Below are 25,557 nucleotides of genomic sequence, written 5' to 3' on the forward strand. Positions count from 1 at the left end.
TTGCTGTCCCTGCCCTCCACGGCCGGGCTCCGGCCTCTTCCCATAGCATCCTCCCCGCGTTACTGTTGGCACACAACCGTCCGGCCAGGGGCTGGAGCGGCGGGCTCAAGCAGTTGGGCCTCTGGAGGCATTCCGGAGGGAGCATGGTGGGCACCAAACCCTTGAAGAAGCATGTACGACGGCGGGTTCCCGCCTTGCTCATGGGCCTCGGGGTCCTGGCGGCACTGACGTCCTGCAGTGCCGAAGTCCAGCGCGGCTTCCTTCCCGGTGAGCGGGACACTACGGACAACACACCCCTGATCACCGACCTGTGGGTTAATTCCTGGATCGCGGCGGTCATCATCGGGATCATCACCTGGGGCCTGATGATCTGGGTGATCGTGGCGTACCGGCGCCGGAAGAACACGGTGGGGTTCCCGGTACAGATGAGCTACAACCTGCCGCTGGAGGTCTTCTACCTCTCCGTGCCGCTCATGATCGTGGGCGTCCTCTTTATCTTTACCGACCGGGAGCAGCGGGCCATTGACACCCGGGACCCCAATCCCGACGTGATCATCGATGTCCGCGGCAAGCAATGGTCCTGGGACTTCGGCTATGTCAAGGAAGACGTGCATGAAGATCCTGGCGTTCAGGCCCACCTGAATGGCGAGTTCGGCACCCCGGACCGGCTGCCCACCCTCTACCTGCCGGTGGGGAGAACCGTGGAACTGCAGCTGAACTCCCGCGATGTCCAGCACTCGTTCTGGGTGGTGCAGTTCATGCAGAAGCGCGACATGTACCCGGGCGAAAACCAGTACCACCGGTTCATCAACCTCACCCCCACCCGCACCGGCGAATTCACCGGCAAATGCGCAGAGCTGTGCGGTGAGTACCACTCCGAGATGCTCTTCAGGGTCCGGGTGGTGAGCCAGCAGGAGTACGACAACCACATCGCCGAACTCCGGGCCCGCGGCAACACCGGCATCCTGGGTGACGAATTCGACCGCAACCCGGCACGGCCGGCCCTGGAAGAGGCACAACAAAGGACGGAACCGTAATGACCACCACCCAGAACACGGGCGTCACCTCGGCCACCGCGGCGCCGTCAACGGTCAGGCGGCCCAAGGGCAGCATTGTGGTCAGCTGGATCACCTCCACGGACCACAAGACCATCGGGTACATGTACCTGATCGCGTCCTTTGTGTTCTTCCTCCTGGCTGGCGTGATGGCGCTGCTTATCCGGGCGGAGCTGTTCCAGCCCGGCATGCAGATCCTGCAGACCAAGGAGCAGTACAACCAGCTGTTCACCATGCACGGCACGCTCATGCTGCTGATGTTCGCCACCCCGCTGTTCGCCGGGTTCGCAAATGTCATCATGCCGCTGCAGATCGGCGCCCCGGACGTGGCGTTTCCGCGGTTGAACGCGCTGGCTTTCTGGTTCTTCCTGTTCGGCTCCACCATCGCGACGGCGGGTTTCATCACGCCGCAGGGTGCTGCCTCGTTTGGCTGGTTCGCCTACGCCCCGTTGTCCAACACCACGTTCACGCCGGGGATCGGCGGTGACCTGTGGGTGTTCGGGCTGGCGCTGTCCGGTTTCGGCACTATCCTGGGCTCGGTCAACTTCATCACCACCATCATCTGCATGCGGGCCCCCGGCCTCACCATGTGGCGGATGCCGATTTTCACGTGGAACACCCTGGTGACAGGCATCCTGGTGCTTATGGCCTTCCCGCCGCTGGCCTCTGCGCTGTTCGCGCTCGGGGCCGACAGGAAGTTCGGTGCCCACATCTTCGATCCCGCCAACGGCGGCGCCATCCTCTGGCAGCACCTGTTCTGGTTCTTCGGCCACCCCGAGGTGTATATCATCGCGCTGCCGTTCTTCGGCATTGTGTCCGAGATCTTCCCGGTCTTCAGCCGCAAACCCCTGTTCGGCTACAAGGGCATCGTGTACGCCACCATCGCCATCGGCGCCCTCTCCGTGACGGTGTGGGCCCACCACATGTACGTCACGGGTGCGGTGTTCCTGCCGTTCTTCGCGTTCATGACCATGCTGATCGCAGTGCCCACGGGTGTGAAGTTCTTCAACTGGATCGGCACCCTGTGGGGCGGCTCCATCACCTTCGAGACCCCCATGCTGTGGAGCATCGGGTTCCTGGCGACGTTCCTTTTCGGCGGCCTGACCGGGATCATCCTGGCCGCCCCGCCGCTGGACTTCCACGTGTCCGACTCCTACTTCGTGGTGGCCCACTTCCACTACGTGGTGTTCGGCACCGTGGTGTTCGCGATGTTCGCCGGATTCTATTTCTGGTGGCCCAAGTTCACCGGCACCATGCTGAACGAGCGCCTGGGCAAGATCCACTTCTGGATGCTGTTCCTGGGCTTCCACGCCACCTTCCTCATCCAGCACTGGCTGGGTGTGCTGGGCATGCCCCGCCGCTATGCGGACTACATGCCGGAGGACAATTTCACCCTGATGAACCAGTTCTCCAGCTTCGGCTCCTACCTGCTGGGCGCATCGATGATCCCGTTCCTGTGGAACGTCTATCACACCTGGCGGACCGGCAAGAAAGTCACGGTGGATGATCCCTGGGGCTTCGGTGCCTCCTTGGAGTGGGCCACGTCCTGCCCGCCGCCGCGCCACAACTTCACCTCGCTGCCCAGGATCCGGTCGGAGCGGCCGGCCCTGGACCTGCACCACCCGGAGCTGAGCGTGCGTGAACACGCGCCGGTGCATGGCGTAGCAGCGGATGTCCTGGGTGCGGCAGACATCGGCGAGCGGGACGTCCGGAGCCCGGACCCGAACCAGTAACGACGCACCAACGCGGGGTCATTCCCGGCCCAATTCCGACAGTTTATTGGGCCGGGAGTGACCCCGCGTTGCAGTTAGCCGGCCGGGTTTTCCCGTTTGCCCTGCCAAAACAGGAGGCAACCTCCCGCAATCAGGAGCACGCTCAGGCCCAGGAATCCGAGATCCCAGGCGAGCGGCCCGCCCAGGTCGTCCCGCACGTGGTGGATCTGCAGCAGCTGGTGGTTGACCAGGCCCTCGACGACGTTGAACACGCCCCAGCCGGCCAGTACCAGGCCGGTGTGGAACCGCCAGCTCGCGGACAGCCGCCCCTGCCGCCGCGCCCGGACCGTGAGGATGGCGGCGGCCACCACCAGCACCCACATGGCACTGTGGAAGAGGCCGTCGGCCAAGGTGTTCAGCTCCAGCCCGGCCACCGTTTTGGTGTTGCCGCTTTCGGTGTGGCTGAGCATGTGGTGCCACTGCAGCAGCTGGTGCAGCACTATGCCGTCAACAAAGCCGCCCACGCCCATCCCGAACAGGAACGCGGGCGCCGCGGCAGGTGCCATGGCCCGCCCGCCGGGCCTGGCCGATGAGCTGTGGGCTTCCTGTGCCACGTTCTGTTCCCCCTCGCCTGGTGAGTCCTTCCACCAAGTCCCTACCCGCCGTCGGACGCGCTAACCGCCGGGGCCCCCAAGAGAACCTAGCCGAGGAGGCCGAGCAGGATGCCTCCGGCCGCGCCAACCAGGACCACGGCCCACGGCGGCGTCTTCCAGGCGATCAGCAGCACGAAGCACACGAGGCCCAGGCAGAACGGGCCCGGCCCCGTGATAGCCGTAGTGAACACCGGGTTGTAGAGGGCTGCGGCGAGGATCCCGACCATTGCAGCGTTCGCACCGCGCATCAGCGCCTGGGCCTGGGGCCTGGACCGGAACCTGTTCCAGAACGGCAGCACGCCGGTCAGGAGGAGGAAACCGGGCAGGAAGATCCCGGCCAGTGCGATGCCGGCGCCGGCGATGCCTCCCGGGCCGAAGGCGGAAAGCGTGCCCAGGTAGGCGGCGAACGTAAAGAGCGGCCCCGGCACTGCCTGCGCCGCACCGTAACCTGCCAGGAACTGTTCGGAGGTGACCCAGCCGGGATCCACCACGCCCGACTGCAGGAGCGGCAGGACAACGTGCCCGCCGCCGAAGACCAGCGCCCCTGCCCGGTAGAACGCGTCAAAAAGGGTGAGGCCCGCCGAACCCGTGGCGGGCGCCAGCAGCGGCAGCCCCAGCAGCAGGGCAAGGAACAGGACCAGGCAGACGGTTCCGGCCGTCCGGCTGACGGGGAAGCGCATCATCCCCGTGACGTCGCCGGTCCCGGCGCGGCAGACCACCAGGCCCCCCAGCGCCCCGATGAGGATGGCGGCAATTTGGCCGAGCGAGCCGGCCAGCAGGATCGCGGCCAGGGCCGCCACTACGGCAATCGTGGCCCGTTCCCGGTCCGGGGCCAGGGCTTTCGCCATCCCCCACACGGCCTGGGCAACGATGGCCACCGCCACGATTTTCAGGCCAGTGAGTATGCCTGAACCAATGCCTCCCTGGAATAGCGGGGCGCCGGCGGCGAACGCCACCAGCAGGGCCGCCGAGGGCAGGGTGAAGGCCACGAACGCAGCCAGGGCACCGAAGGGACCTGCCCGGTGCAGGCCTATTCCAAATCCCACCTGGCTTGAAGCGGGGCCGGGGAGGAACTGGCACAGCGCCACAAGGTCCGCGTATTCCTTGTCGTCCACCCATTTGCGGCGTTCCACCAGCTCGTCGCGGAAGTAGCCCAGGTGGGCGATGGGCCCGCCGAAGGACGTGAATCCCAGCTTCAGGAAAACCCGGAAGACTTCCCACACCGAACCCCGGGCGGTGGCCGTCACAGGGCTGCCGGCAGCAGCCGTCACAGGGCTGCCACGAGCCCGGCAGCACGTTCCAGTGCACCCGGGACGATGGAGTAGTAGGCCCAGGTGCCGCGCTTTTCTCGGTGCAGCAAGCCGGCGTCCACCAGGATCTTCAGATGGTGCGAGACCGTGGGCTGACCGAGGTCGAGGGGTTCGGTCAGGTCGCAGACGCAGCGTTCACCGGACTCCCCCGCCTTGACGAGCGAGAGCAGGCGCAGGCGGTTCGGGTCGGAGAGCGCCTTGAAGACGAGCGCCGCTTCCTTCGCCTTGTCTGCCCCCAACGCCGGGCCGGCCGGCGGGCAGCAGGCAGGGTCCAGCAACGGATCAAGTGTCTGCGAAGCGTTCATACCTCCCATTATGCCGCTGCATTGACGTTCATCAATGTTTGTCCCTGCATCCGCGGGTGGGGGCTGGAGGATCATGCTGGCAAGGGCGTAGAATCCGTCCGCCCAGTAACTCCAAAGGAGACCTCCATGACGAACGAACAGCTGATCATTATCGGGTCCGGTCCGGCGGGGTACACCGCTGCCATCTATGCCGCCCGGGCGGGTTTGGAGCCTCTGGTGCTGGCGGGTTCGGTGACCGCGGGCGGCGCGCTGATGAACACCACGGAGGTGGAGAACTTTCCGGGCTTCCCCGGCGGGGTCCAGGGTCCGGAGCTGATGGACGGGCTGCAGGAGCAGGCCGAGAAGTTCGGCGCAAAGGTGGTGTTCGACGACGTCACCTCAGTGAACCTGAAGGGTCACCTGAAGACGGTGGTTACCGGGGGCGGGGAAACCCACCAGGCGCCGGCGGTGATCCTTGCTACCGGTTCGGCGTATAAGGAACTGGGTTTGCCGGAGGAGAAGAAGCTCAGCGGCCACGGCGTGTCCTGGTGTGCCACGTGCGACGGGTTCTTCTTCCGGGAACAGGACATCATCGTGGTGGGCGGCGGTGATTCGGCGATGGAGGAAGCGACGTTCCTGACCCGGTTCGCGAAGTCCGTCACCGTCGTCGTACGCCGCGAGGAGCTCCGCGCCTCCCGCATCATGGCCCAGCGCGCCAAGGACAACCCGAAGATCAGCTTCGCGTGGAACTCCGCCGTCACGGCCATCCATGGCGACGGGAAGGTCACGGGCGTGACCCTCACTGACACCCGCTCCGGGGAAACCCGCCAGCACGCTGCCACCGGGATTTTCGTGGCGATCGGCCACGTCCCCCGCACCGAACTGGTGGCCGGGCAGGTGGACCTGGACGCCGAAGGCTACATCAAGGTCGATTCCCCCACCACGGTGACCAACATCTCCGGGGTCTTCGCGTGCGGTGACGCCGTGGACCACCGCTACCGCCAGGCCATCACCGCCGCCGGAACCGGCTGCGCCGCTGCGTTGGACGCCGAACGCTACCTCGCCGCCCTGGACGACGCTGACAGCATCGCCACCGCCTTGGTCGAAGAACCAACCCACGCCTAGAAGCTCCACCTACGGGAGGCGCGCCGCTGTCAAAATGCTTGGCCCGACACACACCAGTAAGTACACTTAGCATACTCATCGGGCGGGCTGGGACCTGCAATTCGCTCCCCACGAGGGAGCCTGCGATGGTACGAAGGCGGCAACCATGCACGGAGACCGGCAGCCCACCCGCAACATCTGCGCTGAAGTGGCACATCTGGGCCTGCAGCTGCAGGCCATGGAGATAATTGACGAGATTCTCAGCGGAACCGAGCCCTGCGAAGCGGACGTCCGGAGCTCGTTGACCTGGCATGTGGAGCACAACCCCGGCCAGCCGCAACGGGCACTCCTGATGCACATGCTCAACCTACGGCGCAGCGATCACAGCTGACACAGAAAAAACACCCTCCTGAAACACTCCGGCAACTTCGCCACGGCAAGCTGTGCGTACGGGGATACAACAGCAGGAGGCAGCCATGGAGGCACAACGAGTCAGTACCGGTCAGCTCCGCATCGGAGACCACATCGAGGCGTGGCACAGGGGCAAGCTGTTTCACCGGGGCCGCGTGACCGACGTCGTACCCGCGCTTGAACTGTTCTGGATACTGGACGCGAGGACCGGCACGCGGAAGCTGCTGGACCCCGAAGCCCTGGAAATCCGGCACGTGGAGGAACCGGCCCAGCCGCTTAACCGGCTCTCACCCGCATAAGCCCGGGCGGCCGGGGTACGGTCAGGGCAAGGAATGCTGCCGTTGCGGCAGAAACCACCACGAAGGAGCACACCGTGATTGGATTCATCGTTGCCGGCCTGATCATTGGCGCACTGGCCCGCCTCATCAAACCCGGCGAGCAGAACCTTGGCCTGCTCGCCACCCTCCTGCTGGGCCTTGTGGGCTCGGTGATCGGCGGAGTGGTGGCGTCACTGCTGGGGACCGGGGATATCTTCGAGCTGAATGTCCTGGGCTTCATCGTGGCCGTCATCGCATCGGTGCTCCTGGTGGGCACCGCAGAAGCAGTCGCAGGCCGCCGGAAGTCCGTTCGGCGCTGAGCTAAAGCAACGCTGTTATCAGGCGCGGTCCTGGTAGACGTCCGGGATTCCGTCCAGGTCCGCGTCCACCTTCTCCAGCTCCTCGGCGGCGCGGTACTGGCGGTTCCTGGTCCGCAGCACCACTGTGGCGAGCAGGGCGGCGAGCAGGGACGCGGTGAGGATTCCCACCTTGGCATGGTCGTCGTACAGGCTGCCGTGGCCAAAGCTGAGCTCAGCCACCAGCAGTGACACCGTAAAGCCGATGCCGGCCAGGAGCGCCACACCGAAGATATCGATCCACTTGAACGAGCCGTCCAGGCTGGCCCTGGTGGCCTTCGTCAGGACCCAGGTGGTGCCCAGGATGCCGATCGGCTTGCCCAGCACAAGGCCAAAGATAATGCCCAGGGCCACCGGATCCGCGAGCGCCGAGCGAAGTCCTTCCCAGCCGCCCACGGCCACGCCTGCGGAGAAAAACGCAAAAATGGGGACCGCTATGCCGGCGGAGATGGGCCGGAACCGGTGCTCGAAGATTTCGGCCAGTCCGGGACCGGCTTCCGGGCCGCCGCCGGCCTTCGAACGGATGACGGGCACGGCAAAGCCCAGCAGCACACCGGCCACCGTGGCATGGATGCCTGATGCATGCACCAGTGCCCATACAACCATTCCCAGGGGCAGCAGGATGAACCAGGCCGCGGCCGCCTTGCGCCCGAAGAAGTGCCGGTATTTCTGAGCCAGGAAGGTGTAGAGCGCCAGCGGGACCAGGGCCAGGAGCAGCGGCATGACCTGGATGTCCGTGGTGTAGAAGAACGCGATGATGCTGATGGCGATGAGGTCGTCCACTACGGCCAGCGTCAGCAGGAAGATCCGCAGCGCGCTGGGCAGGTGCGACCCGATGATGGCCAGCACGGCAACAGCGAACGCGATGTCCGTGGCAGTGGGAATGGCCCAGCCGCGGAGCGTCTCCGGGCTGGTGAGGTTTACGACGGCGTATATCGCCGCCGGGACCACCACACCTCCCGCAGCGGCGGCGACGGGGACGATCGACTTGCTGATCTGCCGCAGGTCGCCGGCCACGAACTCGCGCTTCAGTTCCAGGCCCACCAGGAAGAAGAAGATGGCCAGCAGCCCGTCGGCTGCCCACGCCCCCAGGCTCAACTCAAGGTGCCAGGGCTCGTAGCCCACCTTGAAGTCGCGGAGCGCGAAGTAGCTGTCCGATGCCGGGGAGTTGGCCCAAATCAGTGCGATCACTGCCGCGATCACCAGGAGGGCGCCGCCCACGGTTTCCTTGCGGAGGATTTCCCCGATCCGCAGCGCCTCGGCATAGGAGCCGCGGGACAGAATCGTGGATCCGCGGGGAGCGGCTGGCGGCGGTGTTGATGGCGGCGTGGAGCTCATGAAGGCGTCCTAACATGTGGAGTCGACAAAATCATGCCGACCAGACTTCCCGGCGCACCTTCCGTCCATAGTACGGGCCCTGCCGCCGGCATGAAAATGCCGGACCACGGAAGCGCCGCGCGGGGCAGTGCCGAACGGTTCAGGCTAGCTCGCCCGGCTCCGGCCCGCCGGAGAGACCCGGCCATCGGCCTGGATGGCCCTGACGGCGGTGTCCAGATAGCTCTGGGTTTCCGCGGAATTGGCCAGCTGCACCAGCTCCGCGGCCACCACCACCAGCTTGACGTTCCGGTGGCTGCTGGTACTCACGAGCATCTTGAATGCGTCATCGGCGCCCATCTTCAGCTGGCCCATCAGGATGCCGCGGGCCTGGTCAATGACGCTGCGGGTGGACGTGGCACCGAGGACGGCGTCCCGGGCTATCTGCTCCGTTTCGCGCTGCAAGGTGGTGGTGAGATCCACCATGACCCCCTCGATCACGGTGACCACGCCTTCATCGTTCACGATTCCGTCGCCGGAGGTGAGCACCCGCCGGGTCCGTCCGCGGGCGTCAATGATGCGGTGGTACATGCAGAAGTAACCGCCGCTCTGCGCCACCTGGGCCACGATGGCTTCGCACTTGGGCCGGTCCTCCGGGTGCTTGTGGGCGTACAGCAGGTCCAAGGTGGGGACCACCTCGCCCCGCTGGTATCCGTGCAGCTGGTACATGCCGTCCGACCAGTGGATCTTCAACCCGTCCATCTCCACATGAAAAGTCCCCGCGACGCATTCGTTGTCACCAAGGGCACTCGAAAACGTATAAGGGCCGTTCAGGTCAGTCACGGGGCCACCTCCATGTAGCATCCAGCGCGCCCGCAGCAGGCCTGGTGGCTCCGTGGGCGTTCCTACCAGTATGGCCGGAGCGGGCCGCAGTTGATAGGGCCGGACGTCCCCGTGACGGGAACCACCGTCAGAAGAGCGCATATCAGCGCCTTGACTCTTATACCCCCGGGGGGTATATTCAAGGTGTTGTCAGTGAAGTGGTATGTCCCGGCCGGTGCCCCGCACCGCCTTCACAGCCGTTCAACCCCAGCACCCCGCTTCTCCAGCAAGGAATGCTCCTTCGCAAAGGAATGGAACTGACATGAACCTCGAACACCGCACAGCACTCCCCCTGGCCGCCTCTTCCGGCTGCAGCTGCTGTCCGCCCGCAGGCAGCGCACCCAAGGCTCCTGCCGCCGTCGTCCTCCCCCGCCCCGACGCTCTCTCACCTTTCGCAGTAATCCGGACGACGCTCTCTCACCTTTCGCAGTAATCCGGGCGACCCTCTCTCACCTTCCGCAGTAATCCGGGCGACCCTCTCTTACCTTCCGTGCCGCTTTTGACAGCAGCGACTGTCCTCCGAGGAGGAAACCATGCAAGACCACACCCAGCACCACCATCACGACGACGGCGGCCAGGACGGCCGTACGCTCACCGAAGCGCACGTTTCGCCAGCCCCTGCCGGACACATGCACGGCGGTCACCTGCAGCAGAACGGCGATGACCACACCGTTCACACCCATGGCCAGCACGCCGGCCACAGCACCGCGATGTTCAAGAACCGGTTCTGGCTCACGCTGGCACTGTCCGTCCCCGTGGTCTACTTCAGCCCCATGGTGGGCCACATCCTTGGCTACATGGCCCGGATGTTCCCGGGCTCCGCCTGGATCCCGCCCGTCCTGGGCACCGTGATTTTCCTTTATGGCGGGCAACCGTTCCTCAAAGGCGGCCTGCAGGAGCTGAAGGACCGCCGGCCGGGCATGATGCTGCTGATCGCCATGGCGATCACCGTGGCGTTCGCTGCCTCATGGATCACGAGCCTTGGAATCGGCGGCTTCGACCTCGACTTCTGGTGGGAGCTCGCCCTGCTGGTGACCATCATGCTGCTGGGCCACTGGATCGAGATGCGGGCGCTGGGATGGGCACAGGGCGCACTGGACGCCCTCGCGGCACTGCTGCCCGATGAAGCAGAACGGATCACCGACGGCGGCACGGAGACCGTCCCCGTCTCCGAGCTCCGGCCCGATGACCTGGTCCTGGTCCGCTCCGGCGCCCGGATGCCGGCTGACGGGACTGTGGTGGAAGGACAGGCCGAGGTCGACGAGTCGATGATCACCGGCGAGTCCAAAACCGTGGCCCGCGGCCCAGGCGAAACTGTTGTTGCCGGTACGGTGGCCACGGACACCAGCGTCCGGGTCCGGGTGACCGCCGTGGGTGATGACACCGCACTGGCCGGGATCCAGCGCCTCGTGGCGGAGGCCCAGGCCTCGTCCTCACGGGCTCAGGCCCTGGCTGACCGGGCCGCCGCCTTCCTGTTCTACTTCGCCACCATGGCCGGCATCCTCACGTTCATCGCCTGGACCCTGCTGGGCAGCGTCCCGGAGGCCGTCACCCGCACGGTGACCGTCCTGGTCATCGCCTGCCCGCACGCCCTGGGCCTCGCCATTCCGCTGGTCATCGCCATCTCCACCGAACAGGCTGCCCGCGCCGGGGTCCTGATCAAGAACCGGATGGCCCTGGAACGGATGCGCACCATCGACGTTGTCCTCTTCGACAAGACCGGCACCCTCACCACCGGAGCGCCCGAACTGAAGGACGTGGCCGCCGCCCCCGGCGTGGAGGCCGATGAACTGCTGGCCCTGGCCGCCGCCGTCGAATCCGACAGCGAGCACCCCGTGGCACGGGCCATCGTCCGCGCCGCCGCCGCCCGCGGCCTTGCACTGCCCGCCGCCAGCGGCTTCAGCTCACTGACCGGTCGCGGGGTACGGGCTGTGGTTGACGGCCGGACCGTGCACGTTGGCGGGCCCGCGCTCCTGCGCGAGCTTGCCGCCGTCGAACCCGCTGCCCTGGCCGCCACCGCCCGCGGGTGGATGGACCGCGGTGCCGCCGTCCTGCATGTGATGGACGACGGCGGCCGCGTGCTGGGAGCGGTCAGCCTGGAGGATGCGGTGCGGGCGGAGTCGCGGCAGGCGGTTGCGGCGCTGCAGAACCGCGGCATTAGGGTGGCGATGGTCACCGGCGACGCCCGGCAGGTGGCGCAGGCCGTGGCTGCCGACCTGAACATCGACGAGGTGTTCGCCGAGGTACTGCCCGCGGACAAGGACAAGAAGGTGGCCGAACTGCAGGCACGCGGACTGAAGGTTGCCATGGTGGGCGACGGCGTCAATGACTCGCCGGCGCTGGCACGGGCCGAGGTGGGCATCGCGATCGGCGCCGGCACGGATGTGGCCATGGAGTCGGCCGGTGTGGTGCTGGCCGGCAACGACCCGCGGGCCGTGCTGTCCATGGTGGACCTGTCACGTGCGAGCTACCGGAAGATGTGGCAGAACCTGGTGTGGGCGACGGGCTACAACGTCCTGTCGGTGCCGCTGGCCGCGGGCGTCCTGGCATTCGCCGGTGTGGTCCTCTCGCCCGCTGCCGGTGCCGTGCTGATGTCGGCGTCCACCATCGTGGTGGCGCTGAACGCCCAGCTGCTCCGGCGCCTGAAACTGAACCCCGCGGCGGTACGTTAGACAGAACGCTCTCTCACGTTTTGCCGCTTTATCCAGGACGCTCTCTCACGTTTGGTCACCTGACCCGACCCTGCTGGAAGGAGGAACCGCCAATGACTGCATCCATCCATGGCGTGGCGGCCCTCCTCGGCAGGGTTGCACTGCTGGCAGGTCTCTTGGTGATCGTGGCCGGAATCCTCGGCATGCACGTCATGACGGCCAGCCACTCTGCGCACGCGTCCCACTCCGTTACTCACGGAACAGTGGTGCAGGATGCCGCCGCCCTGCATGACCACGGCTCTGCACCGCGGCACACCGCTGCGCACCACTCCATGGCTGCGCACTCTGCTGCGGACCGCCCGGGGCACGCGACGCAGCCAAGCCTTGCCCCGGCGTCGTGCGAAGGCTCCTGCCCCGGAATGCAAACTTCCGGTACATCCTGCGTCCCGCTGGCCAAGGCAGGATCGCTCGCCGTCGCCCCGCCCGAGCGATCCGTCGCCGCCGCTCCGGTCCTTGCGGCAAGCATCGGTTTGGCGCCTGGCTACTCGTACATCGCGGACAGCCCCACGCCCTGCGAACTGTCCATCAGCCGGACGTAAACCGGACTGCTGCGTGCTCCCGCACGCCATCATTAGCCCGGTTCAACACCATTCCTGAAGGACATTTCACGTGAACACGAAGATCAAAACACTGTCCCTTGCTGCCGCCCTGGCAGCCTCGCTCGGCCTTGCCGGGTGCGCCGCCGACTCCGGAACCCCCGCCGACAACGGCATGCACGGCAGCGGCCACGCCGGCTCCAGCCCGATGTCCAGCATGATGCCGGATGCAGCCGCCGAGCATAACCAGGCGGACATCGTGTTCGCCCAGATGATGATTCCGCACCACGCCCAGGCCGTGGAGATGAGCGACATCGTCCTGGCGAAACCGGGCGTGCCTGCCGAGATCACGGCCCTGGCAACCAAGATCAAGGATGCCCAGGCCCCGGAAATCGAGACGATGACCGGTTGGCTCAAAAGCTGGAACGCGCCCCTGATGGGTGACCATTCCGGCCACGGCATGTCCGGCATGGTGGACGACGACGGTATCGAGAAGCTCAAGGCTGCGTCAGGAACAGACGCCGTGCGGCTCTTCTTGGAGCAGATGATCGGGCACCACGAAGGAGCCGTTGACATGGCACAGCAGGAGATCGGCGCCGGCAAGTACCCCGCATCAGTCCAACTCGCCCGGGATATTGTCGCGGCCCAGGAATCCGAGATCGCCGAAATGAAGCAGCTCCTGGCCAGCTGACCGGCCCTCCCCCGGACGCTCTCTCACCTTCTGCAACGATTCGGGCGACGCTCTCTCACTTTCGAGAAGAAAGTGAACTGGTCCCCGGTAGTTGGACTGGCTTAATGGGATTCTAGGCCGCGAGGGTCTGGGCCCGGTATTGCACCGGGCTCAGACCCTTGAGCTTTGTGGAGATTCTTTCGTTGTTGTACCAGCGGATGTACTCGTTCAGCGCCGTTGCCAGGGCCTCGGTGTTGAGGAACCGGACGCGGTGGAAGAGTTCTTCCTTGAGGTGGCCGAAGAAGTTCTCCATCACGGCGTTGTCGTAGCAGTTGCCCTTGCGCGACATCGACTGGACAGCGCCGGCGTCCTTGAGGAGGGTCCGCCAGGTGACGTGCTGGTATTGGATGCCTTGGTCCGAATGCACGAGCGGCTGCTGGCCGGGCTCGAGGCAGGCCAGAGCCTCCTTCAGCGAAGCGTTCGTAAGCGCCAGGTTCGGGGACGTGCTGATGGCATGGGAGATGATCTGCCGGTCGAAGAGGTCCATGACCGGGGAGAGGTAGAGCTTCCCGTCCCCGACGCTGAATTCGGTCACGTCGGTTACCCACTTCTGGTTCGGGGCATCGGCCTCGAACTGCCGGTTCAGTAGGTTCGGGGCAATCCTGCCCTGTTCGCCCTGGTAAGAGTTGTAGCGCTTCCTGCGCCGGACCTTGCAGAGCAGCTGAAGTGAGCGCATCAGTTTCAGCACGGTCTTCTTCGCAACCGTCCACCCTTGCTTGAGTAGCTCCGTATGGATCCGCCGGTGCCCGTACCGGCCATGGTTCGTTTCGAAGATCTCCGTGACCGCCGCTTTGAGCTTCTCTTTCGGGTCCGGGGCCTGGAGACGGGCCTGGTGATAGAAGAACGTCGAGCGGGCCAGGCCCGCGACCTCCAGCAGGACCGGGAGAGGGTAGTCAGCCTTGAGGGAAACGACGGCCTGGACCTTCAGCGTCGTCCCTGATCCCTCAAGGCCCGCAGTTTTCCCAGGTACGCCACCTCCGCGCGGAGCCGCTCGTTCTCCCGGCGCAACCGTTCCAGTTCAGGTAACTCGGCCGGTGGAGGTGGAGCCGAGGACTTCGCGGGCCTGCCTTTGGCCTTGGGACGTAATGCCTCAGCACCCTCACGGCGATACGCCCGGACCCACTTTTGCAGCAACTGACGCGAGGACAAGCCCGCCTCCACAGCCAGGTCCGGGCCGGTCTCGCCCGCGAGGAACCGTTCAACTAACGCCAGCTTGAACTCAAACGAGTACGACTTCGCCGGTTTGCTCACCAGCACTCCTTGACCATGAATCCTCCACCGCCCATACAGTGCCCTGACCGGCACGCAAGGCGCCTCAAGCAAACGAGCCACAGCCCGGTACCCAACGCCCTTCTCAAACCACGCTACCGCCGCCTCGCGCTGGACCTCAGACAAAGAACTATTAGCACGCATAAAACTGCTCCCCGGAAGTCGAAACTGAATTTCTCAGTCCAACTTCCGGGGAGCAGTTCAAAAGCGAGAGAGCGTCGCTGCGTAACCTGCGAAAGGTGAGAGAGCGTCGGAGCGGCGCAAACAGGGTCAGGCGTCCCGGCTTTTGACGTGTTCGGGGAGGACGCCGATGCCGATGAAACGGGCAGTGAAGCGGCGCAGCAGTGGTGAGGCGGCCCGAAGAAGCCGAACCGCCCAGCGGGGCGCGATCCGGCTGCCGGTGGTTGCCCTGACGATCACTTTGTGGGCGTTGCGTTGCAGCCTCTGCATGACCTTCACTGGCCATTCCCGCCGCCGTTGCACCCGGGCGAGTTTCGCCGTCGGGGCAGCTCCGGCCGCGAGGTCTGCCGCGATGGCGTTGGATAGTGCCACGGCGTCCTGGATGGCGAAGTTCACACCGACGCCGAAGACGGGGGACATCGCGTGGGCGGCATCGCCGATCGCGATGAACCCGGGACGGTACCAGCGCCGGAGCCGGTTGATTTGGACGGTCAGCAGCTTGACCTGCTCCCAGTCGGTGAGGCTGCCGACCACCGGCCGCAGTACGGGCGCAGCGTGGGTGATCTGCTCGCGAAGGCCTTCGATTCCCGCGCCGCGAAGCTGGTCAAATCCGCCTTTGCGGATGACCATTCCCGACTGGTATCTGTCGCCGCGGTCAATCGTCAGGACCATCCCCCGCCGGGACAGGTATCCCAGGGTAGGGGGCGGCGCCTCCGGCGGTTTGGGAAGGCCGAACCAGAGCACGTCGATGGGCACCCCGAACTCGTCCGGAACCATCCCGGCAGCGGCGCGGAGGGCCGAAGCGCGTCCGTCTGCGGCAACGGTGAGCGTTGCGCGGATTTCAAGCGGACCGCCAGGTGATGTGGCCCGCACCCCGCGCACCTGGCCGTCCTCGATGATCAGGCCGGTGGCCTCGGTGAGCATGCGCAGCTCGAAGTTGGGAACCGCCGCCACCTCGCGGGCCAGGAAGTTCAGGAAGTCCCACTGGGGCGCGAGGACTAGGAAGTTGTCAGGCGCCGGAAGGGTGGAGAAGTCCACGATGGTGAGGCGCTGGCCGTCAATCACGGCGTCCATGGTCGGCAGGCGGGTGAGCGGCAGTTCCAGGAATTTCTCCCTGAGTCCGAGTTCGCCGAGAAGGGTCACCGTGGAGGGGTGCACGGTGTCGCCCCGGAAGTCCCGTAAAAAGTCCGCATGCTTCTCAAGCACGGTCACACGCAGGCCGGCGCGCGCGAGCAAATAACCGAGCACCATGCCAGCCGGTCCGCCGCCGGAAATCACGCAGTCGCGTTCGATACGGCTTTCAGTCATGTCATGCTGCCTTTCTCCGCATACTCCATGGTGGTGGGATGGCACATGGATTGGTAGTGCGAGAGGATCCGGGAAAAAGCGACGAAAGGTGACAGAGCGTCCTTGGTTCGGCTGCGAAAGGTGATAGAGCGTCCGGGGTTTAGCTGCGAAAGGTGATAGAGCGTCCGTGGTTTAGCCGCAGGATATGAGGGGGCGTTGGGGCGGGGCGTGTTAAGTTGAAACGCACGGGCTGAACGGTCCGTGCACCGGCTGGGAAAAGAGAAATCTCCTTGGATACATCCGCACCAGTAAGAATCCTGACCGTCTGCACCGGCAACATCTGCCGCTCCCCCGTGGCCGAGCGGCTGCTGCAGGCAGGGCTCAACCAGGTGGTGCCGGGCGGCTTCCAGGTGACCAGCGCGGGCACGCGGGCCATGGTGGGCGACCCCATGCAGCCCATCTCGGCCGACATTGTCCGCACCTTCGGCGGCGACCCGGAGGACTTCGTGGCCCGCCAGCTGAGCCCCAAGATCCTGCGCGGGGTGGACCTGGTGCTCACCATGACCTCCGGGCACCGCGGCGAAGTGCTGCAGCTGGACGCGTCGCTGCTGAAGCGGACGTTCACCATCCGGGAGTTCGCCCGTATGCTCGACGTCCTTGACGCGCGTGCTGAGGCCAACGCAGGCGGCCCACCCGTTGCGGAGGAGTACGACGACGGCGACTGGCTGGGTGCCAACGCCGCCTTCTGGCGGGGCTTGCCGGCCCGGGCCGCCGGGGTGCGGCACCTCGCCCTGCCGGCCGACGCAGCCGAGAACGACATCGTGGACCCCTACCGGCGCGCGCCGGAGGTGTACCGGCAGATGGAGGACGAGATGGCCCCCGCCATCGTTTCCATCCTCCGCCATGCCCGCCTCAACGCCCCGGTTCGCGGGAACGCGTCCACCACGCTGTAACGTTCCGGCGTCCAGCCACCGTTCCGGCGTCCCCGGCGGTACCCCGGCGGACGGGCAAATCGTCGTGTTGGCTGCCCACACTGCCGTTGCCGGAATTTCCTTGGCACTCGCAGGTGACAGTTTGGATAAGTCTGTAGCCAACAGGGGGTTGGCGGGCGGACACTGATCCCACCCAACACGACGAGGTGACGGCACCATGAGCATGCCAGGCGGCTCCGACCCATCCGGGGCCACGGGACCCGGCCCTTCCGACACGCATCCGCACGGCCTCGCATGGGTGGCCCACGGCCGGCGGCGCTGGATCGCGGCACTGCTGGCGCTGGTGCTGGCGGCAGCGGCCGTCGTCGCCGTCGTCAGCCTGAACCGCACCGGGTCCGAAGCCCAGCCGGCGGCCACCCAAACGCAAAGCGAAACGCCCAGCCCCACGCCGTCGGAGACGCCGACGGAAACCACCCCTGCGCCTCCGCCGCCTCCACCGCCGCCGCCACCCATCCCGGAGCTGCCCGCTGTACCCATGAACGTGCTGGTGATCGGCAGCGACATGCGTGGAAATGCGAGGGAGGCAGCAGCCCACACGGCGGCAACCGGCCAGCCCCAGGACCAGCGCGCCGACACCCTGATGGTGGTCCATGTCCCGGCTGACCGGAGGGCGCTCTATATCGTCTCGATCAACAGGGACACGTGGGTGGACATCCCCGGTTTCGGCGGGGCCAAGATCAACTCGGGCCTGCAGTACGGCGGCATCGACATGCAAACCGCCGCCGTCCAGGCGCTGCTGGGGATCACCATCGACCACACCCTGATGATGGACTTCCACGGGCTCAAGGTCCTGATCGACGGGCTTGGCGGGATCGACGTCAACGTGCCCATCGCATTCCAGTCCACGCACGATACCGGGCGCGTCTTCGCCGCCGGCGTGAACCACTTGGACGGGCAGTCCGCGCTGGAGTTCTCCCGGGAACGGTACGCGTTCGTGGACGGCGACTTCCAGCGGGTCCGCAACCAGCAGATCCTGCTCCGCGCCATCCTGGCCCGGCTCACCGCCGGCGGCGCCCTGAACGACGTCAACGCCGTCCGCGGGCTGGTGGACTTCGCCTCCTGCTGCCTTACCGTGGACAGGGCTTTTGACCCGGTCCAGGCCGCCATTCTGGCCTACAGCCTCCGCAACCTGGACCCGAACGCGATCGGCACCATGACCCTCCCGACGGCGGGTGCCGGGTTTGTTGCCGGGCAGTCCGTGCTATTCCCCGATTACGGTGGCGTCGCTGCCGTGGGCGCTGCGCTGCGGGACGGCCGGATCGCCGAGTTCGCGAGACCGTAGGACCGAGCCAGTGCATTGAGCGCCGGGTTCAGTGCGCATCGACTGCCCCTGCGCACTGAATCTGAGCTTCACTGCGCACGGACGCCCGCTCTGCCGGGCCCACACCGCTGTTCAACCCGGGCTTACCGGCCGTTCACCCGCGGGAAAGGATCCGTGCGCCGGGCGGCGACAGCCTGAGGGCATGACGTCGAACTCCCGCACCGAAATTTCCCGCCGCACCATCGTTAAGGGCTCGGTCCTCGCCGCCGCCCTGGCCTCCGTTCCGGCCGCCGGCCACGCTAACACCACCCGCCCGTCCCCCGCCGGCGTGGCGCTGGTCCGCAACCGGCTCACCCTTCCCAGCGGCATCGCCACCGGAGACGTGACGTCGGATTCGGCCGTGCTGTGGTCGCGTGCGTCGGGCGCCGGCCGCATGACCGCAGTCCTGCGGGCAGTGAACGACGGCGGCGAGATCCTGCGCGGGCGAGGCGCCTTTGAGCGCACCCTCCGCGGTCCCCGGGCCACCCAGGCGTCCGACTTCACCGCCAAGATCCACGCCGGGAACCTGCCGTCCAACACACGGTTCGCGCTCGAGATCAGCTTCGAGGACGACGGCGGAGCGGCCGGCGAGACGGTCCGCGGCACCTTCCGCACGGCCCCCGACGCCGGGACGTACAACGCGAAGGGCCGCACCGGCGGGACGAGCGCCGGCGGCGACGTCCCGGCGTCGTCCGCCCAAAGCTTTGTGTGGACCGGCGACACCGCCGGCCAGGGCTGGGGCATCAACGAGGACATCGGCGGGATGCGCGGCTACCGCGCCATGCACCAGACGCGGCCGGACTTCTTCATCCACTCGGGCGACACCGTCTACGCTGACGGGCCCATCCCTGAAACCGTGGTGGAGAAGGACGGGCAGGTGTGGCGGAACCTGGTCACCGAGGAGGTGTCGAAGGTGGCCGAGACGCTCACCGAATACCGCGGCCGGCACCGCTACAACTCCATGGACGCCAACATGCGCGCGATGTTCGCCGACGTGCCCGTCATCGCCAACTGGGACGACCACGAGACCACGAACAACTGGTACCCCGGCGAAATCCTGGACGACCCCCGCTACACCGTCCGCGACGTCAACACCCTCGCCGCCCGCGGCCGGCAGGCCTGGCAGGAGAACATGCCCATCGCAGACTCCGCCGCGCTGTGGCGGCCGGGAACGTTCGACGACGCCGGCCAGTACCAGCCCGCCCGCATCTACCGGAAGATTTCCCGCGGCCCGCAACTGGACATCTTCTGCCTGGACATGCGCACCTTCAAATCCCCCAACACGGACGGCAAGGAGCCGTACGCCACGTCCATCCTGGGGCAGGAGCAGGTGGACTGGCTGATCCGTGAGGTGTCGGCGTCGAAGGCCACTTGGAAGGTCATCGCCGCGGACCTGCCGCTGGGCATCATCGTGCCGGACGGTGCCGTCAACCAGGAGAGCCTGGCGAACCGCGACGCCGGTGCGCCGCTGGGCCGCGAACTGGAAATCACCGGGGTGCTCAGCGCGTTCAAGCGGAACCGGGTGAAGAACGTGGTGTGGCTGACCGCCGACGTGCACTACTGCGCCGCCCACCACTACTCGCCCGAGCGCGCTGCGTTCACCGACTTCGACCCGTTCTGGGAGTTCGTGGCCGGCCCCATCGCGGCCGGGTCCTTCGGCCCGAACGCCATGGACGGCACGTTTGGGCCCGAGGTGGTGTTCTCCAAGGCCGGGCGTTTCCCGGGCGAATCACCGCGCGACGGCGAGAACCAGTTCTTCGGGCACGTCCAGCTGGACGACGACATATTCACCGTGAGCCTGCGCAACGCCAACGGAGCCACGGTGTTCTCCAAGGTGCTGACGCCGGAACGGTAGCCGCGGCAGGCCGCCGTCGTCCGTTTATTCTTCCGGCCCATGGGTACGCCGCTGGTAGTGTTCCTGCATTCGGCAAGGCAAGCGGACGGGGTGGTTTTTCGTGAACGACGACGGGCTGACACAGGCAGTGCAGGAGGCCGGCGCGGTGGAGTTGCTGCTGATCCGGCACGGTGAAAGCGAAGGCAACGTGGCGGCCACAGAGGCGCGGCTGGCCGGGGCTGAGGTCATCGAAGTCCCTGCCCGGGATGCGGACGTGGACCTGTCCGATACCGGGCGGGAACAGGCCAAGGCGCTGGGGACGGCGCTGGCCCGGATCGCCGAGGAGTTCCGGCCGGATGCTGTGTTCTCCTCCCCTTATGCACGGGCGGTGCAGACGGCGGAGATCGCCGTTGAGACTGCGGGCTGGCGTGCGAAAGTGCGGACCGACGAACGGCTGCGGGACCGTGAACTGGGCATTCTGGACCGGCTCACCCGGCGGGGCGTCGAGGCGCGTTACCCGGACGAAGCCGAGCGCCGGGAGTGGCTGGGCAAGCTGTACTACCGGCCGCCGGGTGGTGAATCCTGGGCTGACGTGGCACTCCGGCTGCGCTCGGTCCTGGACGAACTGAACAACCTCGGCACCGGGCACCGGGTGATGCTGGTGTGCCACGACGCCGTGATCCTGCTGTTCAGGTACGTGCTGGAAGGCATGACCGAACGGGAAATCCTTGATCTCGCGGCCAGCACCTCGGTCCTCAACGCATCCCTGACACGCTACGTGCGCCCGTCCGGCGAGGGACCATGGACGCTTGAGAGCTTCAACGTGGCGGACCACCTGGCCGAACAGGGTGTGACAGTCACCGAGCATGCGGGGGACGCCAGTGTCCACCCGAAGTGATTCCGGTTCCCCCACCCTGGTGACCCCCTCGCTGCTGCGGGACTGGCCGCTGCCTGCACCGGGCGAGGACAAATACTCGCGCGGTTCGGTCCTGGTGATCGGCGGGGCCCGGGCAACGCCGGGGGCTGCCTTGCTCGCCGGTACCGCAGCCCTGCGTGCGGGTGCCGGAAAGCTGACACTGGCCGTTGCGGAATCAGTGGCGGCGCAGGTGGGGGTCGCGCTGCCCGAATGCGGGGCGATGGGACTGCCGGAAACTGCCGATGGGTCAGTGACGGGTGAGGGCCTGGACCGCATCGCGTCGTACCTTGAGCGTGCCGATGCGATCCTTATTGGCCCGGGGCTGGACGACCCGGACCTCGCAGAGGAGATGCTGCGGGTGCTCCTGGAGCGGGAGGAATCCGACGGCGGGCCGGGCGGCTCAGGAGGTCCCGCCGTCGTACTCGATGCCTACGCCCTGGGCGGACTCGTCAAGCTCGAAGATCAGCTGGAGCCGTGGCGGGGCCGGCTGATCCTGACGCCAAATCCCAAGGAGGCGGCGGTCCTGCTGGGGCGGGACATCGAGGACCTGGAAGCCGATGTGGCGTCGGTGGCCCGGCGCTTCGACGCCGTGGTGAGCTGCCAGGGCCTGATTGCGCGCCCGCCCGGTGACGCTCCCGAGGAGTCCGAAATGTGGAAGATCACCACCGGATACGGCGGGCTGGGGACTTCCGGCAGCGGCGATGTTCTGGCGGGTGCCATCGCCGGATTGCGGGCCCGGGGAACCAGCGGTGCCCAGGCCGCCTGCTGGGGTACGCATCTGCACGCCGCAGCCGCGGACCGCCTGGCCAGCCGCCTGGGCCCGCTCGGATTCCTGGCCCGCGAACTCGCCGACGAACTTCCCGCACTGATGCTCGAGCTGAACACCTGACGCCACAAGGGGGCTTCACATGGGATGGCCCCCGGACGAATCCGGGGGCCACCGTATCGGGAAGTTCAGGCGTAACCTGCCGGTGCGCATAAGCGCTGTGGCGTGCTCAGAATGGCCATCCGCCCAAAGAGGCAGTCAACAATCAGTACCCGACGTCCCGATCCTGGGGTCGAAACTAGGCGGCGATCTCTTGCTTTGCCCCCTTCGTTTCGATCTCGATCTTGCGCGGCTTGGCCTTCTCGGCGACAGGAATCCGCAGCGTCAGGACACCGGCGTCGTAGCTGGCCTTGACGTTGTCCGTATCCAGGGTGTCCCCGAGGATCAGCTGGCGGCTGAACACGCCGCGCGGCCGCTCAGAGGCGATCAACTCGGTGTCCTTGCCCGCGGGGTCCGGACGCTCGGCCCGTACCGTCAGGACATTCCGTTCCACATCCAGATCCACTGAATCCGCTGCGACGCCGGGCAGATCAAAGGCGACAACAAATTCCTGGCCCTCACGCCATGCGTCCATGGGCATCGCTGCCGGACGCGCTGCCGTACCGAGGACCTGCTGGGCCAGCCTGTCCAGCTCGCGGAACGGATCGGTTCGCATCAACATGGCTTCCCTCCTCGTAAGAGACGGTCCAACACATTTTTGATTACCAGCCGATCTGTATTGGCTGATATAGATTTTTTAGCACTGCAGAAGGAGATCTGCAAGCGGTTCCGCAAGGAATTTTTGTAACTTTTTTGGCTCCGGGGACATGGCTGAGGGGCCCTTCACTGAGAGTGAAAGGCCCCTCAAAAGGTGCGTTTCTAGCTCCTGGTTGGGTCCGGGCGGAGCGGTGCAGGACCTGGGTCCGGCACCGGCAACGGGCCCGGCGGCTCGGGAGTGGGGAACGGATTCGGCGCCGGCGGCCCCGGATGGCCAGGCTGGGTGGGATCAGGAGATGGCCCGGGCTCGGGCGGGAACGGCTCGGGTTCATGCACTGGCGGGATGGTCATAAACTTCCCCTCTCACGCTGGGCGGATGTGCCTTGGCGTGAACAGGATACGCCTGCCGCCTAAACCCCACTAGGGCAGGCACGACGGCGGTGCGCGCCGCCGTCGAAAGAGCAGGACGTACGACAGGGCTTAGGAAAAGAGTGGAACTGCGAGAGGGTTCACGAAAAAGGGGCAGGATGTAAGAGAGCGTGCCTGGCGGTGGCGCGGGAGGGCTTGGTGCCGCTCCCCCGGTAGCGAACGGCCCCGCCTATTGTCCGGGCTGGTGGCTATATTGAAGGAATGACCCAGACTCCGCTGCAGGATTCCGCCAGCACCCCCGCGTCCGCCACGGCCACGCCGCCGGTGGCCAAGAGAGTTCCCCTCGAACGGACGCACCACGGGGACACCTTCGTGGACAACTACGAGTGGCTGCGGGACAAGGAATCGGCCGAGGTAGTGGAGCACCTGAAGGCTGAGAACGCCTACCAGGAAGCCGTCACCGCGCACCAGGAGCCGCTCCGCGAGGCCATCTTCCAGGAGATCAAGGGCCGCACCCAGGAAACCGATCTTTCCGTGCCGCACCGCAAGGACGGCTGGTGGTACTTCAGCCGGTCCGTCGAAGGCAAGGAATACGGGATCCAGTGCCGGGTCAGGGCCGCCGACACCGACGACAAAATCGCCGACTGGACCCCGCCCGCCGTCGAGCCCGGCGTGGAGATCCCGGGCGAGGAAGTCCTCCTGGACGGGAACGTGGAAGCGGAAGGCAAGCCGTTCTTCTCGGTGGGCGGCACGGCCGTGTCCGTGGACGGCAACCTGTACGCCTACGCCGTGGACAACTCGGGCGACGAGCGCTTCACGCTCCGGATCAAGGACCTCCGCACCGGCGAACTGCTGCCGGATGTCATCGAGAACGTGTTCTACGGCGTCTCCTTCTCCCCCGACGGCTCGCGTATCTTCTACACGGTGGTTGATGATTCCTGGCGGCCGTACCAGGTGAAGGCCCACCTTTTGGGCACGCCCGTCACCGATGACGTGGTGGTCTACCAGGAGGACGACGCCGCCATGTGGCTGGGCTTCGAACTCTCCGCCGACCGCCGGTACCTGGTGCTGGGCATTGGCTGCTCCGAATACAGCGAGACCCGCCTGCTCCGGTTCGACGATCCCACAGGCACTGTCACCACCGTCATCTCCCGCAACGAGCGCGTCCTCTACGAGGCCGAACCCTTCCTGCTCCACGGCCCGGACGGACAGAAAACAGAGCGCATCCTCCTCACGCACAACCGCGGCGCCATCAACTCCATGGTCTCCCTGACGGACCCGGCCGAGCTGCGGAAGCCGCTGTCCGAGCAGCAGTGGCAGACCGTCGTCGAGCATTCCGACGACGTCCGCGTCAACGGCGCCGGCGTCACCTCCACCCACCTCATCGTCTCCATCCGCAAGGACACCATCGAGCGGGTCCAGGTCATGGGGCTGGCCGGGCTGGGCACGCCGGCCCAGCAGGCACCGGTGGAACCGGCATTCGACGAGGAGCTGTACACCGCCGGCGTGGGCGGTTCCGACTACGAGGCGCCCGTCATCCGGCTGGGCTACACCTCCTACTTCACGCCGTCGCGGGTGTATGACTTTGTGCTGCCCACCGCGGAGCGGCCTGCCGGGGAACTGCTGCTGCGCAAGGAGAGCCCGGTCCTGGGCGGGTACGTGGGCAGCGACTATGTGGCCACCCGCGAATGGGCGGTGGCCGGGGACGGCACCCGCATCCCGCTGTCCGTGCTGCGCCACAAGGCCGTAAAGCAGGACTCGACGGCGGCCGGGCTGGTCTACGGGTACGGCTCCTACGAGCTGAGCATGGACCCCGGCTTCGGCATCGCCCGGCTGTCCCTGCTGGACCGCGGCGTGGTGTTCGTGATCGCGCACATCCGCGGCGGCGGTGAGCTGGGCCGGCATTGGTACGAGGACGGCAAGAAGCTCACCAAGAAGAACACCTTTACGGATTTCGTGGACGCCACCGACTGGCTGGCAAACTCGGGCTGGGTGGATCCGGCCCGGATCGCAGCCCTTGGCGGCTCCGCGGGCGGGCTTTTGATGGGTGCGGTGGCGAACATGGCACCGGAAAAGTACGCCGCTATCGTGGCGCAGGTGCCCTTCGTGGACCCGCTCACCAGCATCCTTGACCCGGACCTGCCGCTGTCTGCACTGGAGTGGGAGGAGTGGGGCAACCCGATCACGGACCCCCAGGCCTACGCCTACATGAAGTCCTACTCCCCTTATGAGAACGTGCGGGAGGTGGCTTACCCCAAGATCGCCGCGGTCACGTCCTTCAACGACACCCGGGTGCTGTACGTGGAGCCGGCCAAATGGGTCCAGGAGCTGCGGAACAGGACCACCGGCGCCGAGCCCATCCTCATGAAAATCGAGATGGACGGCGGCCACGGCGGTGCCTCAGGCCGGTACGTGCAGTGGCGCGAACGGGCCTGGGACTACGCCTTCATCGCCGACTCCCTGGGCGCCACCGAACTACTGCCCGGCGCCGGCCTGAAGTAGCACGGCACCGG

The 25,557-nt window shown here is 66.4% G+C and carries 24 protein-coding genes; 15 read left to right on the forward strand and 9 right to left on the reverse strand.

Annotation, left to right across the window (positions count from 1 at the left end):
• Positions 1-143: 143 nt before the first annotated feature.
• Both ctaC and ctaD read left to right on the forward strand, forming a co-directional pair.
• Positions 144-1,037 carry an aa3-type cytochrome oxidase subunit II gene (gene ctaC / locus ACZ9BC_RS14040; RefSeq protein ID WP_476246435.1) on the forward strand — a complete coding sequence of 298 codons (894 nt, stop codon included), beginning with the start codon at positions 144-146 and terminating at the stop codon, positions 1,035-1,037.
• A complete protein-coding gene (gene ctaD, locus ACZ9BC_RS14045; RefSeq protein ID WP_476246436.1) occupies positions 1,037-2,788 on the forward strand; it encodes an aa3-type cytochrome oxidase subunit I in 1,752 nt (583 codons plus the stop codon). Before ctaC ends, ctaD begins: the two co-directional genes overlap by 1 nt.
• 74 nt (positions 2,789-2,862) lie before the next feature.
• Here ctaD and ACZ9BC_RS14050 read toward each other — a convergent pair whose 3' ends face one another.
• The 3 genes from ACZ9BC_RS14050 to ACZ9BC_RS14060 form a co-directional block, all read right to left on the reverse strand.
• A complete protein-coding gene (locus tag ACZ9BC_RS14050; protein WP_476246437.1) occupies positions 2,863-3,381 on the reverse strand; it encodes a DUF2243 domain-containing protein in 519 nt (172 codons plus the stop codon).
• 86 nt (positions 3,382-3,467) lie between these two features.
• Positions 3,468-4,691: a chromate efflux transporter gene (gene chrA, locus ACZ9BC_RS14055; RefSeq protein WP_476246438.1), complete on the reverse strand. Its 1,224-nt coding sequence runs from the start codon at positions 4,689-4,691 to the stop codon at positions 3,468-3,470.
• Positions 4,688-5,035, reverse strand: a complete 348-nt coding sequence (locus tag ACZ9BC_RS14060) for an ArsR/SmtB family transcription factor (protein WP_476246439.1) — start codon at positions 5,033-5,035, stop codon at positions 4,688-4,690. The genes chrA and ACZ9BC_RS14060 overlap by 4 nt, the downstream gene beginning before the upstream one ends.
• 126 nt (positions 5,036-5,161) lie before the next feature.
• On the opposite strand from ACZ9BC_RS14060, the gene trxB reads away from it, so the two are divergent.
• The 4 genes from trxB (at position 5,162) to ACZ9BC_RS14080 (ending at position 7,166) form a co-directional block, all read left to right on the forward strand.
• On the forward strand, positions 5,162-6,139 hold the full coding sequence (gene trxB / locus ACZ9BC_RS14065; protein WP_476246440.1) for a thioredoxin-disulfide reductase: 978 nt from the start codon (positions 5,162-5,164) through the stop codon (positions 6,137-6,139).
• Between the two features lie 145 nt (positions 6,140-6,284).
• Complete coding sequence (locus ACZ9BC_RS14070; RefSeq protein ID WP_476246441.1) at positions 6,285-6,509, forward strand: hypothetical protein; 225 nt, start codon at positions 6,285-6,287, stop codon at positions 6,507-6,509.
• Between the two features lie 85 nt (positions 6,510-6,594).
• Positions 6,595-6,828: a hypothetical protein gene (locus ACZ9BC_RS14075; protein WP_476246442.1), complete on the forward strand. Its 234-nt coding sequence runs from the start codon at positions 6,595-6,597 to the stop codon at positions 6,826-6,828.
• 74 nt (positions 6,829-6,902) lie between these two features.
• On the forward strand, positions 6,903-7,166 hold the full coding sequence (locus ACZ9BC_RS14080) for a GlsB/YeaQ/YmgE family stress response membrane protein (RefSeq protein WP_476246443.1): 264 nt from the start codon (positions 6,903-6,905) through the stop codon (positions 7,164-7,166).
• Positions 7,167-7,184: 18 nt separating this feature from the next.
• On the opposite strand, the gene nhaA is transcribed toward ACZ9BC_RS14080, so the two are convergent.
• Both nhaA and ACZ9BC_RS14090 read right to left on the reverse strand, forming a co-directional pair.
• Positions 7,185-8,540 carry a Na+/H+ antiporter NhaA gene (gene nhaA, locus ACZ9BC_RS14085; protein ID WP_476246444.1) on the reverse strand — a complete coding sequence of 452 codons (1,356 nt, stop codon included), beginning with the start codon at positions 8,538-8,540 and terminating at the stop codon, positions 7,185-7,187.
• A 144-nt stretch (positions 8,541-8,684) separates the two neighbouring features.
• Positions 8,685-9,359 (reverse strand): PAS and ANTAR domain-containing protein, encoded by a 675-nt coding sequence (locus tag ACZ9BC_RS14090; RefSeq protein WP_476246445.1) that lies wholly within the window; start codon positions 9,357-9,359, stop codon positions 8,685-8,687.
• 572 nt (positions 9,360-9,931) lie between these two features.
• On the opposite strand from ACZ9BC_RS14090, the gene ACZ9BC_RS14095 reads away from it, so the two are divergent.
• The 3 genes from ACZ9BC_RS14095 to ACZ9BC_RS14105 all read left to right on the forward strand — a co-directional run bounded on the left by ACZ9BC_RS14095 (position 9,932) and on the right by ACZ9BC_RS14105 (position 13,336).
• Positions 9,932-12,070, forward strand: coding sequence for a heavy metal translocating P-type ATPase (locus ACZ9BC_RS14095; protein WP_476246446.1), 2,139 nt, complete (start codon positions 9,932-9,934; stop codon positions 12,068-12,070).
• Positions 12,071-12,162: 92 nt separating this feature from the next.
• A complete protein-coding gene (locus tag ACZ9BC_RS14100) occupies positions 12,163-12,648 on the forward strand; it encodes a hypothetical protein (RefSeq protein WP_476246447.1) in 486 nt (161 codons plus the stop codon).
• A gap of 70 nt (positions 12,649-12,718) precedes the next feature.
• Positions 12,719-13,336: a DUF305 domain-containing protein gene (locus ACZ9BC_RS14105; RefSeq protein WP_476246448.1), complete on the forward strand. Its 618-nt coding sequence runs from the start codon at positions 12,719-12,721 to the stop codon at positions 13,334-13,336.
• A gap of 112 nt (positions 13,337-13,448) precedes the next feature.
• Here the strand turns inward: ACZ9BC_RS14105 and ACZ9BC_RS14110 are convergent, their stop codons facing one another.
• The 3 genes from ACZ9BC_RS14110 to ACZ9BC_RS14120 form a co-directional block, all read right to left on the reverse strand.
• On the reverse strand, positions 13,449-14,303 hold the full coding sequence (locus ACZ9BC_RS14110) for an IS3 family transposase (protein WP_476246503.1): 855 nt from the start codon (positions 14,301-14,303) through the stop codon (positions 13,449-13,451).
• The gene (locus ACZ9BC_RS14115; protein ID WP_476246449.1) at positions 14,300-14,626 is read right to left on the reverse strand and encodes a helix-turn-helix domain-containing protein; all 327 of its coding nucleotides are present in this window, start codon (positions 14,624-14,626) and stop codon (positions 14,300-14,302) included. Before ACZ9BC_RS14115 ends, ACZ9BC_RS14110 begins: the two co-directional genes overlap by 4 nt.
• 288 nt (positions 14,627-14,914) lie before the next feature.
• The gene (locus tag ACZ9BC_RS14120; protein WP_476246450.1) at positions 14,915-16,132 is read right to left on the reverse strand and encodes an FAD-dependent oxidoreductase; all 1,218 of its coding nucleotides are present in this window, start codon (positions 16,130-16,132) and stop codon (positions 14,915-14,917) included.
• Between the two features lie 269 nt (positions 16,133-16,401).
• Between ACZ9BC_RS14120 and ACZ9BC_RS14125 the strand changes: the two genes are divergently transcribed.
• From ACZ9BC_RS14125 to ACZ9BC_RS14145, 5 genes are all read left to right on the forward strand, one after another.
• Positions 16,402-17,064, forward strand: coding sequence for an arsenate reductase/protein-tyrosine-phosphatase family protein (locus tag ACZ9BC_RS14125; protein ID WP_476246451.1), 663 nt, complete (start codon positions 16,402-16,404; stop codon positions 17,062-17,064).
• Positions 17,065-17,260: 196 nt separating this feature from the next.
• The gene (locus ACZ9BC_RS14130; RefSeq protein ID WP_476246452.1) at positions 17,261-18,385 is read left to right on the forward strand and encodes an LCP family protein; all 1,125 of its coding nucleotides are present in this window, start codon (positions 17,261-17,263) and stop codon (positions 18,383-18,385) included.
• Positions 18,386-18,566: 181 nt separating this feature from the next.
• Complete coding sequence (locus ACZ9BC_RS14135; RefSeq protein ID WP_476246453.1) at positions 18,567-20,258, forward strand: alkaline phosphatase D family protein; 1,692 nt, start codon at positions 18,567-18,569, stop codon at positions 20,256-20,258.
• 100 nt (positions 20,259-20,358) lie between these two features.
• Complete coding sequence (locus ACZ9BC_RS14140) at positions 20,359-21,135, forward strand: histidine phosphatase family protein (RefSeq protein WP_476246454.1); 777 nt, start codon at positions 20,359-20,361, stop codon at positions 21,133-21,135.
• Positions 21,119-22,042 carry an NAD(P)H-hydrate dehydratase gene (locus ACZ9BC_RS14145; RefSeq protein WP_476246455.1) on the forward strand — a complete coding sequence of 308 codons (924 nt, stop codon included), beginning with the start codon at positions 21,119-21,121 and terminating at the stop codon, positions 22,040-22,042. Before ACZ9BC_RS14140 ends, ACZ9BC_RS14145 begins: the two co-directional genes overlap by 17 nt.
• Before the next feature lie 175 nt (positions 22,043-22,217).
• On the opposite strand, the gene ACZ9BC_RS14150 is transcribed toward ACZ9BC_RS14145, so the two are convergent.
• Positions 22,218-22,640, reverse strand: a complete 423-nt coding sequence (locus ACZ9BC_RS14150) for an Hsp20/alpha crystallin family protein (protein WP_079597450.1) — start codon at positions 22,638-22,640, stop codon at positions 22,218-22,220.
• A 665-nt stretch (positions 22,641-23,305) separates the two neighbouring features.
• Between ACZ9BC_RS14150 and ACZ9BC_RS14155 the strand changes: the two genes are divergently transcribed.
• On the forward strand, positions 23,306-25,546 hold the full coding sequence (locus ACZ9BC_RS14155) for a S9 family peptidase (RefSeq protein WP_476246456.1): 2,241 nt from the start codon (positions 23,306-23,308) through the stop codon (positions 25,544-25,546).
• Positions 25,547-25,557: the final 11 nt, after the last annotated feature.

It is taken from the genome of Pseudarthrobacter sp. TE3704 (assembly GCF_056279405.1).

Coding starts and splice junctions, on each gene's coding strand:
- ACZ9BC_RS14060 (WP_476246439.1), bottom strand. CDS start 5,035: ATGAACGCTTCGCAGACACTTGATCCGTTGCTGGACCCTGCCTGCTGC.
- ctaC (WP_476246435.1), top strand. CDS start 144: ATGGTGGGCACCAAACCCTTGAAGAAGCATGTACGACGGCGGGTTCCC.
- ACZ9BC_RS14130 (WP_476246452.1), top strand. CDS start 17,261: ATGAGCATGCCAGGCGGCTCCGACCCATCCGGGGCCACGGGACCCGGC.
- ACZ9BC_RS14135 (WP_476246453.1), top strand. CDS start 18,567: ATGACGTCGAACTCCCGCACCGAAATTTCCCGCCGCACCATCGTTAAG.
- ACZ9BC_RS14095 (WP_476246446.1), top strand. CDS start 9,932: ATGCAAGACCACACCCAGCACCACCATCACGACGACGGCGGCCAGGAC.
- ACZ9BC_RS14100 (WP_476246447.1), top strand. CDS start 12,163: ATGACTGCATCCATCCATGGCGTGGCGGCCCTCCTCGGCAGGGTTGCA.
- ACZ9BC_RS14150 (WP_079597450.1), bottom strand. CDS start 22,640: ATGTTGATGCGAACCGATCCGTTCCGCGAGCTGGACAGGCTGGCCCAG.
- nhaA (WP_476246444.1), bottom strand. CDS start 8,540: ATGAGCTCCACGCCGCCATCAACACCGCCGCCAGCCGCTCCCCGCGGA.
- ACZ9BC_RS14155 (WP_476246456.1), top strand. CDS start 23,306: ATGACCCAGACTCCGCTGCAGGATTCCGCCAGCACCCCCGCGTCCGCC.
- ACZ9BC_RS14070 (WP_476246441.1), top strand. CDS start 6,285: ATGCACGGAGACCGGCAGCCCACCCGCAACATCTGCGCTGAAGTGGCA.
- ACZ9BC_RS14120 (WP_476246450.1), bottom strand. CDS start 16,132: ATGACTGAAAGCCGTATCGAACGCGACTGCGTGATTTCCGGCGGCGGA.
- ctaD (WP_476246436.1), top strand. CDS start 1,037: ATGACCACCACCCAGAACACGGGCGTCACCTCGGCCACCGCGGCGCCG.
- ACZ9BC_RS14075 (WP_476246442.1), top strand. CDS start 6,595: ATGGAGGCACAACGAGTCAGTACCGGTCAGCTCCGCATCGGAGACCAC.
- trxB (WP_476246440.1), top strand. CDS start 5,162: ATGACGAACGAACAGCTGATCATTATCGGGTCCGGTCCGGCGGGGTAC.